Annotated in this window: 13 protein-coding genes and 1 pseudogene; 5 read left to right on the top strand and 9 right to left on the bottom strand. The window is 71.2% G+C overall.

The features are described from left to right. Positions 1 to 31: 31 nt before the first annotated feature. Positions 32 to 787, bottom strand: a pseudogene (locus tag ACZ4Z3_RS29230) (DeoR/GlpR family DNA-binding transcription regulator); the annotation flags it as partial. 172 nt (positions 788 to 959) lie between these two features. Further along, the gene (locus ACZ4Z3_RS29225) at positions 960 to 2,522 is read right to left on the bottom strand and encodes an MFS transporter (protein ID WP_468503836.1); all 1,563 of its coding nucleotides are present in this window, start codon (positions 2,520 to 2,522) and stop codon (positions 960 to 962) included. 62 nt (positions 2,523 to 2,584) lie between these two features. Between ACZ4Z3_RS29225 and ACZ4Z3_RS29220 the strand changes: the two genes are divergently transcribed. Then, the gene (locus ACZ4Z3_RS29220) at positions 2,585 to 3,559 is read left to right on the top strand and encodes a helix-turn-helix transcriptional regulator (protein WP_468503835.1); all 975 of its coding nucleotides are present in this window, start codon (positions 2,585 to 2,587) and stop codon (positions 3,557 to 3,559) included. 325 nt (positions 3,560 to 3,884) lie between these two features. Further along, a complete protein-coding gene (locus ACZ4Z3_RS29215; protein WP_468503834.1) occupies positions 3,885 to 4,178 on the top strand; it encodes a hypothetical protein in 294 nt (97 codons plus the stop codon). 14 nt (positions 4,179 to 4,192) lie between these two features. Here ACZ4Z3_RS29215 and ACZ4Z3_RS29210 read toward each other — a convergent pair whose 3' ends face one another. After that, positions 4,193 to 5,191 carry a sigma-70 family RNA polymerase sigma factor gene (locus ACZ4Z3_RS29210; protein WP_468503833.1) on the bottom strand — a complete coding sequence of 333 codons (999 nt, stop codon included), beginning with the start codon at positions 5,189 to 5,191 and terminating at the stop codon, positions 4,193 to 4,195. A 191-nt stretch (positions 5,192 to 5,382) separates the two neighbouring features. Here ACZ4Z3_RS29210 and ACZ4Z3_RS29205 point away from each other — a divergent pair, with 191 nt between their 5' ends. Further along, on the top strand, positions 5,383 to 5,901 hold the full coding sequence (locus ACZ4Z3_RS29205; protein WP_468503832.1) for a GNAT family N-acetyltransferase: 519 nt from the start codon (positions 5,383 to 5,385) through the stop codon (positions 5,899 to 5,901). Positions 5,902 to 5,908: 7 nt separating this feature from the next. On the opposite strand, the gene ACZ4Z3_RS29200 is transcribed toward ACZ4Z3_RS29205, so the two are convergent. From ACZ4Z3_RS29200 to ACZ4Z3_RS29185, 4 genes are all read right to left on the bottom strand, one after another. Next, complete coding sequence (locus ACZ4Z3_RS29200) at positions 5,909 to 6,709, bottom strand: wHTH domain-containing protein (RefSeq protein WP_468504034.1); 801 nt, start codon at positions 6,707 to 6,709, stop codon at positions 5,909 to 5,911. Then, the gene (locus ACZ4Z3_RS29195; RefSeq protein ID WP_468503831.1) at positions 6,652 to 7,167 is read right to left on the bottom strand and encodes a wHTH domain-containing protein; all 516 of its coding nucleotides are present in this window, start codon (positions 7,165 to 7,167) and stop codon (positions 6,652 to 6,654) included. Before ACZ4Z3_RS29195 ends, ACZ4Z3_RS29200 begins: the two co-directional genes overlap by 58 nt. Further along, complete coding sequence (locus ACZ4Z3_RS29190) at positions 7,149 to 8,264, bottom strand: HD domain-containing protein (protein ID WP_468503830.1); 1,116 nt, start codon at positions 8,262 to 8,264, stop codon at positions 7,149 to 7,151. Before ACZ4Z3_RS29190 ends, ACZ4Z3_RS29195 begins: the two co-directional genes overlap by 19 nt. A 113-nt stretch (positions 8,265 to 8,377) precedes the next feature. After that, positions 8,378 to 9,163, bottom strand: a complete 786-nt coding sequence (locus tag ACZ4Z3_RS29185; RefSeq protein ID WP_468503829.1) for a dioxygenase family protein — start codon at positions 9,161 to 9,163, stop codon at positions 8,378 to 8,380. A 227-nt stretch (positions 9,164 to 9,390) separates the two neighbouring features. Here ACZ4Z3_RS29185 and ACZ4Z3_RS29180 point away from each other — a divergent pair, with 227 nt between their 5' ends. Continuing rightward, the gene (locus ACZ4Z3_RS29180; RefSeq protein WP_468503828.1) at positions 9,391 to 9,897 is read left to right on the top strand and encodes a MarR family winged helix-turn-helix transcriptional regulator; all 507 of its coding nucleotides are present in this window, start codon (positions 9,391 to 9,393) and stop codon (positions 9,895 to 9,897) included. 217 nt (positions 9,898 to 10,114) lie between these two features. Here ACZ4Z3_RS29180 and ACZ4Z3_RS29175 read toward each other — a convergent pair whose 3' ends face one another. Both ACZ4Z3_RS29175 and ACZ4Z3_RS29170 read right to left on the bottom strand, forming a co-directional pair. After that, positions 10,115 to 11,653, bottom strand: a complete 1,539-nt coding sequence (locus ACZ4Z3_RS29175) for an MFS transporter (protein ID WP_468503827.1) — start codon at positions 11,651 to 11,653, stop codon at positions 10,115 to 10,117. A gap of 115 nt (positions 11,654 to 11,768) precedes the next feature. Continuing rightward, positions 11,769 to 12,410, bottom strand: a complete 642-nt coding sequence (locus tag ACZ4Z3_RS29170) for a TetR/AcrR family transcriptional regulator (protein ID WP_468503826.1) — start codon at positions 12,408 to 12,410, stop codon at positions 11,769 to 11,771. Between the two features lie 415 nt (positions 12,411 to 12,825). Between ACZ4Z3_RS29170 and ACZ4Z3_RS29165 the strand changes: the two genes are divergently transcribed. Next, complete coding sequence (locus ACZ4Z3_RS29165) at positions 12,826 to 14,121, top strand: M6 family metalloprotease domain-containing protein (protein ID WP_468504033.1); 1,296 nt, start codon at positions 12,826 to 12,828, stop codon at positions 14,119 to 14,121. Positions 14,122 to 14,148: the final 27 nt, after the last annotated feature.

Here is a 14,148-nt window from a genome sequence, read left to right as displayed (position 1 = left end):
AGGCGCCCGTGCCCCCGCCTGCGCCGGGGACCCGTAGTACTTCGGTGCCGTCGCGTTCGATGGCGAGGGCGTCCTCGGGGCTCAGGCCGCTGTCGGTGATCAGCAGATCGACGTCGCTCAGGGCACCGAAGCGGGCGAAGTGCTCTTGGCCGCACTTGGAGGAGTCGGCGAGCAGCACCACCCGGCGGGCGGCGGCCATCGCGGCCCGCTTCACGGCGGCCTCGGCGAGGTCGGGGGTGGTCAGACCGCGGGCGGGGGAGAAACCGTTCGCCGCCACGAAGAGCACGTCGGCGCGGATCTCGCCGTAGGCGCGGAGCGCCCACGCGTCGACCGCGGCGCGGGTGCGGTGGCGGACGCGTCCGCCGACCAGGTGGAGCTGGATGCCCGGGTGGTCGGCGAGGCGGGCCGCGATGGGCAGGCTGTGCGTGACCGCGGTGAGCGTGGCCTCCAGCGGGATGGCCGCGGCGAGGCGGGCGACGGTCGTACCGGCGTCGAGGACGACGGTGCCGTCGATCGGCAGTTCGGCGAGGGCGGCCTGCGCGATGCGGTCCTTCTCGTCGGCGGCCGTGCTCTCGCGTTCGGCGAGGTCGGGCTCGAAGTCCAGGCGGCCCGCGGGAATGGCGCCACCGTGGACCCGCTGGAGGAGGCCCGCGCGGTCCAGGGCCTTCAGGTCGCGCCGGATGGTCTCGGCCGTGACCTGGAACTCCTCCGCCAGCGACACCACGTCCACCCGGCCGCCGTCACGGGCGAGCCGGAGGATCTCCTGCTGCCGCTCCGGTGCGTACATGTCCGTTCGCCTCCGACCGATGCCCGACTTTGTGGTTTCGGTCGGGAGGCTACGCCTGGATTTCCAGAAAGTAAACAGGTTCGGGCATGACTCGGACACAAACGGAGATCGGCCCGGCATCCGAAGGTGCCGGGCCGATCTCCGTCCCACTCGTCCTACCGACCGTCGTCGGTCACCGGGCCAACTGCGGCTCGCGCTCGACCTCACCCGCGACCTCGGCCGCACCCTCGGCCTCGTGGGCGTCGTGCTCGGCCGTCACGGGGTGTCGGGGGAGGGCGAACATCAGGAGGAAGATCGCGAAGAGCACCGCGGCGACCCAGCCGAGGGCGTGTTCGAAGGCGTCGACGAAGGCGGGGCCGATCTCGGCGGGGACGAGAGGCTCGTCCATGGCGCCGAAGAAGACCACGGCCACCAGGCCGAGTCCGAGCGCGTTGCCCATCTGCTGCACCGTGCTGATCAGCCCGGACGCGGAACCGGCGTGCTCACGCGGCACCCCGGAGAGGATCGCGTCGGTCAGCGGGGCGACGATGAGCCCCATGCCCGCGCCCATCACGATCAGCGGGAGCGCCATCTGCCAGGGGGTGATGGCGAGGCCGTACCGCTCGGACTCCCCCAGGTAGAGCAGCACCCCGGCCGCCATCAGCAGCGCGCCCGTCTGGAGGACCTTGCGGCCGAAGCGCGGGACGAGCTTCTGGACCGACATCCCGGCAGCGACGGAGACGGAGACGGAGAACGGCACGCCGGTCAGGCCGGCCTTCAGGACGCTCCAGCCGAGGCCGGTCTGGAGGTAGAGGGTCCAGACGAGGAAGAACACACCGAGGGCGATGCCGAACACCGTCTGCACGGCGATGCCGGCCGCGAAGCTCTTCACCTTGAACAGCGACAGTTCGATCAGCGGGGAGCCGTCGCGCGCGGTCTTGTGCCGCTCGTACGCCACCAGCGCCGCGAACACGACCAGCGAGCCCGCCATCAGGGCGTAGCCCCACAGCGGCCAGTCCAGCTCGTGGCCGCGGGTGAGCGGGTAGAGCAGCATCAGCAGGCCGCCGGTGACGAGGGCGACGCCGACGAGGTCCAGCTTGAGGGCGTGGGGGGCCCTGGACTCGGTGATGAAGCGGCGGCCCAGGACGAGGCCGGCGATGCCGACCGGGAGGTTGATCAGGAAGATCGCCCGCCATTCGAGGCCGAGCGGGTTCCACTCGATGAGCAGGGCGCCGAGCAGCGGGCCGGAGACGGCGCCGAGGCCGACGATCGCGCCGAACAGCCCGAACACCTTGCCGCGTTCGTGCGCGGGGAAGGTGGCGTGGACGATCGACAGCACCTGCGGCACCATCAGCGCGGCCGTCGCGCCCTGCGCGATCCGTGCGGCGACGAGCATCTCCGGGTTCGCGGCGAGGCCGCACAGCGCGGAGGCGACGGTGAAGCCGCCGATGCCGAGGAGGAAGATCCGCCGACGACCGTGGATGTCGCCGAGCCGGCCGCCGGTGACGAGTCCGGCAGCGAAGGCGAGGGCGTAGCCGGCGGTGATCCATTGGATCTGGCTGACCGTGGCGGCCTCGCCTCGCTGGATGGAGGGAATTGCGATGTTGACGATCGTGACGTCCACGAGGTCCATGAAGGCGGCGGTCATGACGATGGCGAGGGCGATCCACCGCCTGCGGTCGGCGCCTCCGTCGGGAGAGGCGTCGAGCGCCGTACGGGTGTCGCGCCCCTTCAGGGCGTTCGTGGTTGAGGTCATGGAACGAAGGTAGAACCCCAGTAGGTCAGATTGTGTCCTACTTCTGCGGCATCCTCGAACTCATGACTACGGACACCCCGGCGCGACTCCTTCAGCTCCTCTCCTTGCTCCAGACGCCCCGCGAGTGGCCCGGCGGTGAGCTGGCCGACCGGCTGGGGGTGTCGCGGCGGACGGTCCGCCGGGACGTCGACCGGCTGCGGGAGCTGGGCTATCCGGTGCAGGCGAGCATGGGGGCGGACGGCGGTTACCGGCTGGTCGCCGGGAAGGCCATGCCGCCGCTGGTGCTGGACGACGAGGAGGCCGTGGCGATCGCGGTGGGGCTGCGGGCCGGTGCCGGGCACGCCGTGGAGGGCGTGGACGAGGCCTCCGTACGGGCGCTGGCCAAGCTGGAGCAGGTACTGCCCTCGCGGCTACGGCACCGGGTCTCCACGCTCCAGGCCGCCACCACCCCGCTGACCAGCGGCGACGGGGCGACGGTGACGCCCGAGACGCTGACGGTGATCGCGTCGGCGGTGGCGGGCAACGAGCGTCTCCGCTTCGCCTACCGGGCCGGCGACGGCGCGGACTCGCGGCGCCACTGCGAGCCGTACCGGCTGGTGTCGACCGGCCGCCGCTGGTACCTGGTCGCCTACGACCTCGACCGCGCCGACTGGCGCACCTTCCGCGTCGACCGCGTCCAGGAGCCCTTCGCAACCGGCGCCCGGTTCGCGCCGCGTGAACTGCCGACGGGGAACGCGGCGGAGTATCTGAAGCAGTCGATGCAGCGTCGACAGGAGACGTACACGTTCGAGGTCACGTTCGCCGCGCCCCGGGAGGTCGTCGCGGCCCGGCTGCCGGCCTGGTTCGGCAGCCCCGAACCCGTCGACGAGCACAGCTGCCTCGTACGGGCGTCGACCGGCGACGCGGTGGAGTGGCTCGCGGTACGGCTCGCCGTGCTGGGCTACGAGTTCACGGTGCACGAGCCGCCGGAACTGGTCGAGCACGTACGGGAGTTGGGCGCACGGCTGACCCGGGCGGCCGGCGGCACGGAGGACTGAGGCGGCACACGAAGGAGCCGGGCTCCGGCGCCGGGGGGGAGGCGCCGAAGCCCGGCTCTGAGGAGTCCCGGCACTGGGGGGAGAGTGTCGGGACTCGGCTTCAGTTGGCTTCGATGGTGACCGGGGCGGGTCGTGTGGGGGCTGGGGCTGGTTCGGTGCGCGGGCAGGACGGCGGTCGGCGGCGTACGGACGGCGGCACTGGCTGCGGTGCGGTGCCCCCGGCTCCCCTGGAACGTCTGACTCCGGGTCCCGGGCCGCTGGGCTCCGAGCCCGGTGGAGTCGTGGGCCCGCAAGTCTTGTGCCCCGGGATCGGGGAGTTGAAGCGATGGACTACGGCCAACGTGTGGCCGACGGCCGACGTACGGCCGTACGCCGGGGCACGGTCCGCGCGACGGGCCGGACGGAGACCGGGTGGTCGAACCGGCGGTCGTCGGACCGGACGGAGACCGAGCCGTCGAACCGGGACACGCGGGCCACGGCGGCGGGCCGGAAGGGCGGTGGTGCGGGGGTGCGAAGGTACGGGGGCGGCGTCCACCCACGGGGCCTGTCCCGGCTGCGGGCGACGGGCGGGGCGGGACGGGCGGGGCGCGGCGGCCGCGATCGGGCCGCCGCGTCGTAGCCCGGCCGGGCGGGTCAGGCCGCCGCGTCGAAGCCCGTGTCGCGGGCGAGCTTCTTCAGTTCGAGCAGCGCGTGCTTCTCGATCTGCCGGATCCGCTCACGGGTGAGCCCGTGTTCCTTGCCGACCTCGGTGAGCGTGCGCTCGCGGCCGTCCTCGATGCCGTACCGCATCTTGATGATGGAGGCCGTGCGCTGGTCGAGCCGCCCGATGAGGCTGTCCAGCTCCTCGCTGCGCAGCAGGGTCAGCACGGACTGCTCGGGCGAGACGGCGGAGGTGTCCTCCAGCAGGTCGCCGAACTGGGTCTCGCCCTCGTCGTCCACCGACATGTTCAGCGAGACCGGGTCGCGGGCCCAGTCGAGGACGTCGCTGACGCGCTCCGCGGTGGAGCCCAGCTCGGCGGCGATCTCCTGGGGCTCGGGGTCGCGGCCGTGCTCCCGGTTGAACTCGCGCTGCACCCGTCGGATCCGGCCCAGCTCCTCGACCAGGTGGACGGGCAGCCGGATGGTGCGCGACTGGTCGGCTATGGAGCGGGTGATCGCCTGACGGATCCACCAGGTGGCGTAGGTCGAGAACTTGAAGCCCTTGCGGTAGTCGAACTTCTCCACCGCGCGGACCAGGCCCGCGTTGCCCTCCTGGATGAGGTCCAGCAGGGGCAGACCGCTGCGCGGATACCGCCGGGCGACGGCCACGACGAGGCGGAGGTTCGACCGTATGAAGATGTCCTTGGCCCGCTCGCTGTCGGCGACGAGGGCCTCCAACTCCTCGCGGGTCGCGTCCGCCCTCGCCTCCTCCTCGCCGTCGAGGATCTGCTGTGCGAACACACCCGCCTCGATGATCTGGGACAGCTCGACTTCCTTGGCGGCGTCGAGTAGCGGTGTACGCGCTATCTCGTCGAGGTACATGCCGACCAGGTCGCGGTCGGCGATCTCGCCGCCAGAGGCGCGAACGCTGCTTGCCGCGTCGCTCCCGCCGGCGGCGGACGAACGACGAGCGGCGACGGCACGGGTTGCCATGCGTGCTCCCTTGCGATGGTGGGCTGGCAGGGTCGTGTCTGGTCCTACGTGTCTTGACAAGGCCGCTCGGACACTCTCCCGAGTGCCCGGCTTCCGAAGGAAACAACGACTGGAATCAGGACAGAATTCCCAAGCAAGCCCACTATTTTTCTGATCTTGCAGTACCCTGTGCGGCCACAGGAGGAGGCGTGATGTCCGCGGGGTCCGCAGAGGTGCAGGTCAGACCAGGAGTCGAGGCCGACCTCGCCCCCCTCACCGACATCTACAACCACTACGTCCGTGAGACGCCCATCACATTCGACACCGCCGTCCTCACTCCGGAGGAGCGCCGTCCGTGGCTGCTCTCCCACCTTGTAGACGGTCGGCATCGCCTGATAGTTGCCACCACGGAGGATTCACAGCGAATCCTCGGTTACGCCACGAGCAGCGCGTTCCGTGCGAAGGCGGCGTACCACACGTCCGTGGAGGTCTCCGTGTACCTCGCCCCCGACGCGGGGGGCCGGGGCGTCGGCACGCTGCTGTACAAGGCGCTGTTCGACGCGCTCGCGACGGAGGACGTGCACCGCGCGTACGCCGGCATCGCGCAGCCGAACGAGCCGTCCACCCGCCTCCACGAACGCTTCGGTTTCCGCCACGTGGGGACGTACCGGGAGGTCGGGCGGAAGTTCGGCCGCTACTGGGACGTGGCCTGGTACGAGAAGGAGCTCTAGGGATCCTTCAGGCCGGGTTCTGTTCCCGCGAGGGGCGCGGGATCCGGGCCATGGCGGCGCGGACGGTGTCGGCGAGATCGGGCACGTCGATGCCGAGGCGGCGGAGGCGGGCGGCGACCTCGGCGAGGGTGATGCCGAGCATGGTCGAGGCGGCGCAGAGGTGGTGGAGGGGGATCTGGGTCCCGGGCGTCAGCCAATGACGGAGACTCGGCCGGTAGACCGCCACGACCCCGAGCTCCGGACGGCTCAGGTCCCTGCTCAGCAACGCGATGTCGTCCCAGAGGTCGGCCCGGTCGGCCGCTGGGTACGCGGAGCAGTCCGGCACCCGCAGCCCGTACGACTCCGGACGGGCGCCGATCTCGGTAACGGGTCTGCTCAGTTCGTACGCGGTGATCAGGAGTAGGGGCAAGGGGACGTCGTCGGCGTTCGCATGCAGCGTCTGCCAGAGGAAGAGGTCCTTGTCGAGCAGGGCATGGTCGAGTTCGGTCGTCGCCTCGGGCAGGACCAGTGGGCAGGCCACCCCCAGCTCCCGCAGTCTGTCCGCCGCGGCTGCCCGGGACAGCCCCAGATCGTCGGCCCTGCCCCATACCCGGTGCCACACGTTCAGGTCGCGCACGGACCGCCCGTCCTCAGCTTGCTCGTACACCTGAGAACCGAAGAGTCTGCGGTCCTGATCCGTCGGCCGGACCGGCGGGGGACTCCCTGGGCGCAGACCGTAGGCGGTGAGGACGGCGGCGACGGCGGTGACCGTCATGCCGCACTTCTCCGCGGCGTCCAGAAGGCTCTTGAAAGGCACGATCGCGCCCACCGCGTGCCAGTGCGGCCGGCCGTCGTGATCGCGGCTGAGCAACCGCAGGTCCTGCGGGCTCCGCCTTCCGGGGGGTCGGTCACGTCCAGCCCGTAATTCCGCAGCCGGCGGCAGACCTCCGCCACCGGGAGGCCGGTCCGCTCCGCGCTCCACAGCACATGTCCCGGCGGCACCTCACGGTCGCCGCGGAACCACGCGCCCTCACCCCCGCCGTCCCGGCTCAACAGCGCGAGGTCCGTCCGGTCCGGGCGGTCCGGAAGGGTCTCGGCCAGCGAGACGTCGAAGCCGTACGACCTCATGCGGTCGGCCGTCTCCGTGACGCTCAGGCCCAGGTCCACGTAGGCGTAGAGGAAGTGGCGCAGCGGCACCGGCTTGGCGGCGGACAGCCACACCACCGCCTCGTCGAACGGGACGTGGTCGGTGTCGAGCGGGCCGTCCCTCAGCAGATCGACATCCACCGGGTCCGGAAGGTCGGAGGGCGGCGCCCCGGACGACTGGAAGGGGAAGATCCGCTTCGAGCAGGGCGTCGGCCCCGACGGCCGCCCGGTGCCAGCAGCACACCGTCCGACGGGCGTGCCGGAAGCAGCGGACCCGTCGCGGGGATGTCCAGCGCCCGGGCGCGGGCGACGGCCAGAAGGACGGCGAGACGTCTCACCCGGACCTGCTGCGGCACCCCCATGCCCATGCCCATGCCACCGATACCGCCGACGCCGCCGGTGACGGACGCGACGGCCTCCAGCCGGTCCAGGCGTTCCTGGCGGCACGTCTCCCCCAGCGACAGCCGCAGCCCGTAGAGCAGTTGACCGGTGCGGCGCCGGTGGAACAGCGCGCCCAGCGCGGTGTCGCCCAGGGGGAGCCGGGCGGTCAGGTCCGTGTACGCCGTCCAGTGGTCCTGACTGCCCCGCAGCCCGTGGTCCACCCACTGGTGGAACAGCCACCACCCGATGTCCGACTCGGCGCCCCGTCGCTCCGGCAGCTCCAACCGGGCCCGGCGGACGAGGCGTTCGTGCCCGCGGTCGAAGTACCTCTCGAAGTCGCCGCGGTCTCCTCCGGCCCCGGTCAGGCGGAGGTCGGTGGGGTCGACACCGACCCGGTCGGCCGCCGTACGCGCCCACAGGGTCTGCGACAGGTACGGGGCGAGGGTCAGGAGCAGGATCTCGGCGGGGTGGAAGTCCGCCTCGGGCGCGTCCTCCGCGCACAGCAACTGGCTGAGCTGGCCGTGGAAGCGGGTGGGGAAGGAGCGGTCCGACCAGGGGTCGCCGGTCGCCTCCCACTCCGTCTCGTCGTGCAGGGCGGCGAGCGCGGCGGCGATGTCACGGGCGGCGGCCCGGAACGGCGCGGGGCCCCTGGTCGGCGGAAGCCGTTGCCAGAGCGGGGAGTCGGCGACTTCCCGCGCCCAGCCGGGCAGCGGCGTGTCGGTGAGGCCGTCCGTCGCGTCGGGCGCGGGCGTCGCGTAGTGGTTGATCACCACCTGGTCCACGTCACGCGCCTGGAACGCCGTGCCGTGGACCGTGGTGTCGTTGATGCTGTTGTTCGCGCCGTCCGGATCCGTCACGCCGTCCAGCGTAGGAGCAACTCGCCCTGCCCTGAGGGGAAAGCCCGTCGCGGGAAGCCCCTCAGGGTGGGCCGCGGTGCCGTTGTCCGCGGCCCTTCCTGTCGGCAGGCTCCTCAGCCGAACTGGACCGACCGCTTCGCCAGGCCCATCCAGAAGCCGTCGATCACCGACCGCTGGGCGTCCAGTTCGCCGGTGGCCTCGGCCGCGCCCATGGTCACGAACAAGGGCGCGAAGTGCTCGGTGCGAGGGTGGGCGAGCCGGCCCGCCGGGGACTTGTGGAGGAAGTCCAGGAGGGAGTCCCAGTCGCGGGACTCCAGAGCCCGGTTGCCCCAGTCGTCGAACTCGGCGGACCAGGCGGGGATGCCGCCCTGGCGGAGCGCGGCGAGGTTGTGGGTGAAGAAGCCGGAGCCGACGATCAGGACGCCCTCGTCCCGGAGGGGGGCGAGCTTGCGGCCGATGTCCATCAGCCTCACCGGGTCCAGGGTCGGCATGGAGATCTGAAGGACCGGGATGTCGGCCTCCGGGAACATCTCGACGAGCGGGACGTACGCCCCGTGGTCGAGGCCCCGGTCCGGGATGTCCTGGACCGGCGTGCCGGGTGCCTGGAGCAGCTTGCGCACCGACGCGGCCAGCTCGGGAGCGCCGGGCGCCGGGTACTGGACGGTGTAGTAGTGCTCGGGGAAGCCCCAGAAGTCGTAGACCAGCGGGACGGTCTCGACGGCGCCGAGGGCGAGCGGGGCCTCCTCCCAGTGGGCGGAGACCATGAGGATCGCCTTGGGGCGGGCCAGCGTCTTCGCCCAGGCGGCCAGTTCGCCGGGCCAGATCGGGTCGTCGGCGAGCGGGGGCGCGCCATGGCTGAGATAGAGGGTCGGCATGCGTTCGGCGGTGGCGGCGGACATTGGGGTGACTCCCTCGGCACACGCGACTCGCGAGGGGCGGGGCCACGCCTCGGCACGGACGGCTCCTTGAGCGCGTCGTCCTCAAGCGGGCCGCGGCGGGTCGCTTCAGGCTCATCGGTTGCTTGAGACCTCGCCCCACTCCCCAGTAGTTGAAGTCTCAATATTTCTAGTTTCACCTTACATCTCTATTGTTCAAATTTCAAGAAGGGTGCTCGTAGAGTGGAGGTATGAAGACACCGTCCGCCGCCGAAGAACCCCGCTGGCTCACCGAAGAGGAACAGCGCACCTGGCTCGCCTACGTCCATGGCACGACCCTGCTCGACGACCACCTCGATCGCCAGTTGCAGCGGGACGCGGGTATGCCGCACCTCTACTACCACCTGCTCGTGGTGTTGTCCGGCGCGCCGCAGCGGCGGCTGCGGATGACCGAACTGGCGATGCACACGAAGATCACGCGCTCGCGCCTCTCGCACGCCATCGCCCGCCTGGAGAAGAACGGATGGGTGCGGCGCGAGGACTGTCCGTCGGACAAGCGGGGACAGTTCGCCGTGCTCACGGAAGGCGGGTTCGCGACCCTGGAGAAGAGCGCGCCGGGACATGTGGCGGCGGTGCGGCAGGCGCTGTTCGACCGGTTGTCGCCGGAACAGCAGAAAGCCCTCGGCGAGATCATGGGGATCATCGCCGAGGGGCTTCAGCCGAAGGAGGCGGGGGCGGACCTGCCCTGGCTGCGTTAGCCGCTCCGCCGCACGGCGCGTGAGGCGCCGGGACTCGGCCCACGGGGAGTGGGGCGCCGGGACTCGGGGACCTTCGGGGAGTGGGGTGCTGGGACTCGGCCCACGGGGAGTGGGTGCCGGGACTCGGGGACCCCCCGCCGCCGTGAGCCGTACTGGGCCGGCCGCGTGGGTCCCCACGCCCCTCAGGTCGGCCCCGACCGCGGGGCCCGTCCCGTCGTCAGTGGGCGATCACCGGGACCTTGACCCCGTCCGCCGCGTCCTCGCTCGCACCGGCGGTGGCCGTCATGTCCGGCTTGCCGGTGGTGACGAAGGTGAAGGCGATGGCGGCCGACAGGACCAGGATGCCGACGGCGAACCAGATGGCGTTGGTGTAGCCGTTGACCATGCCCTGGAGCTGGACGAGCTGCTGCTGGGGACGGGAGGTCGCCGAGGCGATGTGGTCCTGGATGTACGACGTGGTCGCGGACGCGGCGATCGTGTTCAGCAGGGCCGTACCGATGGCGCCACCGACCTGCTGTGAGGTGTTGACCATCGCGGAGGCGACACCCGCGTCACGCGGTTCGACACCGTGGGTCGCGAGGGACATCGCCGGCATGAACGCCGTACCCATACCGAGGCCGAGCAGCAGCTGGGCCGGCAGGAGCAGGGCCGCGTACGAGGAGTCGATCTCCATCTGGGTCAGCAGCAGCATGCCGACCCCCGCGAGCAGGAAGCCCGGCGCCATCAGCAGGCGCGGCGCGACCCGGGTCATGAGGCGGGTGCCGATCTGCGTGGAGCCGACGATCATGCCCGTGATCATGGGCAGGAAGGCGAAGCCAGTCTTGACCGGGGAGTACCCCTTCACGATCTGCAGGTAGTAGGTCAGGAAGAGGAACAGGCCGAACATCGCGATGATCGCGAGGCCGAGGGAGAGGTAGACACCGCCGCGGTTGCGCTCCATGACCACGCGCAGCGGCAGCAGCGGAGCCTTGACCTTGGACTCGACGAGGACGAAGGCCGCGAGCAGCACGGCGGAGGTGATGAAGAGGGCGATGGTCAGGGAGTCGCCCCAGCCGTCGGACTCGGCGCGCGTGAAGCCGTAGACCAGCGAGACCAGACCGAGGGTGGACAGGACCACACCGGGGATGTCCAGCGGCGAACGGTTGCGGCCGCCCTCCGGCTCACGGATGACGAAGTACGCGCCGGCCGCGGCGATCACCGCGAACGGGATGTTGACGAAGAACGTCCAGCGCCAGTCCAGGTACTCGGTGAGGAAGCCGCCGAGGATCAGGCCCACGGCGCCACCGCCACCGGCGATCGCACCGTAGATGCCGAACGCCTTGGCCCGCTCCTTGGCGTCCGTGAACATCACGGCGAGCAGGGAGAGCGCGGCGGGCGCGAGCAGCGCGCCGAAGGCACCCTGAAGGGCTCGGGCGCCCAGCATCATGGCCTCACCGGTGGCCGCGCCGCCCAGCGCGGAGGCACCGGCGAAGCCGATCAGACCGGTGACGAAGGTGCGCTTGCGTCCCCACAGGTCGGAGATACGGCCGCCGAAGAGAAGCAGACCGCCGAAGGCCAGCGCGTACGCCGTGATGACCCACTGGCGGTTGCCGTCGGATATCCCGAGGTCCTGCTGGGCGGACGGCAGGGCGATGTTCACGATGGTCGCGTCGAGGACGACCATCAGCTGGGCGAGCGCGATGAACACGAGCGCTTTCCAGCGGTTGGAGTGCGAATCGTCCACCGTTTCGGGGACATTCCGGGCTGTTGCAGACATGGCGGTACCCACTTCGGGACTTCGTGACGGAAAAAGTCAGGTGAAAGCGTCGGAGCGCGACACTGCGCCGATGACGGATGGGACGGAATAAGTCAGACAGATCAGATAGATCAGGTCAGGCTCGGCGGAGGTCCTCCATCGTGACGGTGGTGCCGGGCAGTTCGGAGCGGGCCGGGGCCCGCAGACCGTCGAGCAACAGCTGCAGATGACGGTGGACGAAACGGTCGACCCCCACGCACTGGGTGCCGGCCGGGGGGCGGCTGAGCTGGCTGACGGCGAGCATCAGGTCGCCGACGCTGACGTCGTCACGGAGCTGTCCGGCTCGCTGGGCCCGCTCCATGATGGCGGCCATCTGCTCCTCCAGCCGTTCGCGCGCCGCCTCCAGGTCGGGGTGGTTCTTGTCGAAGGCGCTCTGGATCATCGGGCAGAGGGCGCTGATCCGCTCGTCGGCGGCGGCGTGCACGAAGCGGGACAGCGCCTCGAACGCGTCACCGGTCTCCTCGAGCGCGACCTCCGCCGCCAGCGCCGTACGGTCCATGACCGAGCACACGACCTCGCGGACCAGTGCGTCGCGGTCCGGGAAGTTGCGGTACACCGTGGCGTTGCCGACGCCGGCCCGACGGGCGATCTCGTCGAGCGGCACGTCGGGGCCGAACTCGACGAACATCTCCCGGGCGGCGGTGACGATCCGCTCCCGGTTGCGCAGGGCGTCCGCCCGGGGACGGGACACCTTGCGCACGGGGGTGGCGGTCTGCACGGCGTGCCTCCTGACGATCGAAGGGAGCGGGATCCGGGGAGCGTTTCCCCGTTTCGCTCGGACACATGGCTAAACGGGGAGACGGTCCCCGGTTATTTCCCCCCGCCGAAGAGATTTCCCGTGACCTGGGTCACATCCGACCCAAGTATGCGGCGGAGTGATCCAGGTCACGCTCCTGCGGGCGGGAACCCCTCGTTCGGCCCATCCAGCGCGCGCCTCCGCCGCCCTCGCCACAGGGTGATCGAAAGGGTGCGGCCGTGGCCCGGGCGGCTGCCGTGAAGCGAAGGGCGCGTGCATGCAGCAGCCGTTCCGCCGAAGCGGGATACCCGAGCGCCGGCCGACCGCGTTCGGCCGGCCGCGGCCCCGGCGCGCGTGGCGGGCACGCCGCACGGACGGCCGCCGTGCGACGAGCGGCATGGGCGGCATGGGCGGTATGGGAGGGATGGGCCGTATACGCCCCCGCCGGTCCGTCGCGATCGCCTCCGTCACCGCCCTCACCCTCGCGGTCAGCACCCCGGCCGGCACCGGGCACCTCGTGGCGAAGGAGACGAGCACGGCCGCGGGAGCGGTCGCCGTGGCTCCCGGCTCCGGCCTCGACCCGTGCATGATCCGCGGCCGGCTCGGCGTCCAGATGTCCGAGGGCATCCCCACCCCGCCCGGATACTCCCGCTCCACCGGAACGGTCCGCGCCCTCAACCTGATGATCGACTTCTCCGACGCACCCGGCGAGGGCAGCGCGATGGACCGCTTCGCCGAGTTCGCCCCGCAGACCCAGAAGTGGTTCCGGACGAGCAGCTACGGCCGTATCGACTACCGGCCCGAGACCCCGGTCACCGAGTGGCTGCGGATGCCGGAGACGTTCCGCTCGTACGGGATAGAACGCGGCGTCCCCTTCGAGCCCGGCTACCGGCGGCTGGTGCAGGACATGGTGCGGGTCGCCGACCCCGTCGTCGACTTTCGCAAGTACGACCTGGTCAACGTCCTCGTCACTCCGAACGCGGGGCCCTCCGCGCTCGACACGGTCCTGTCCGTGACGTTCGCCGGGAACCGGGAGGCGCCGGTCGCGGACGGCACCCCCGTCGCCAACGCGTCGTTCGTGTACAGCCGCCAGGACGACGGCTCCGGCACGTACCACGAGACCGGCTACCGCGTGCTCCCCCACGAGAACGGCCACGTCTTCGGCCTGCCCGACCTCTACACCCACGAGGGCGGGGGCGCGGTCGGGCACTGGGACATCATGAGCGAGGACTGGGGCGTCGACAACGACATGCTGGGCTGGCACAAGTGGAAGCTCGGCTGGCTCGACGCGACGCAGGTCGGCTGCGTTTCCGCGCCGGGGGCGGCGGAGTACACGCTCACGCCGCTGGCGAAGGCGGGTGGGCCGAAGCTGGTGGTGGTGCCGCTGACGGCCCGCACGGCGTACGCCGTCGAACTGCGGACCCGGGCGGGCAACGATGTCGCCGTCTGCCGTCCCGGTGTCCTCGTCTACCGGATCGACGCGGACGTCGACACCGGCAACGGCCCCATCCGGGTCCACGACGCGCGCCCCGACAGCGGGGGGTGCACCCGCAGCCCCAACGTCCACGCGGAACTCTCGGACGCGCCGCTGGTGCGCGGCGAGACGTTCAAGGACACGAGGGCGGGCGTGACGATCACGGTGACGGGGACGGACGGGGCGGGGAACCACCGCGTCGTGGTGAGCCGGCGGTGAGGGGGTGGCTCGGGCGGGCGGGAGACT

This window comes from Streptomyces sp. NPDC030296, from assembly GCF_055572815.1.
Note: the sequence above shows the minus strand (reverse complement) of the source record. Positions and strands in the feature narration are given on the sequence as shown.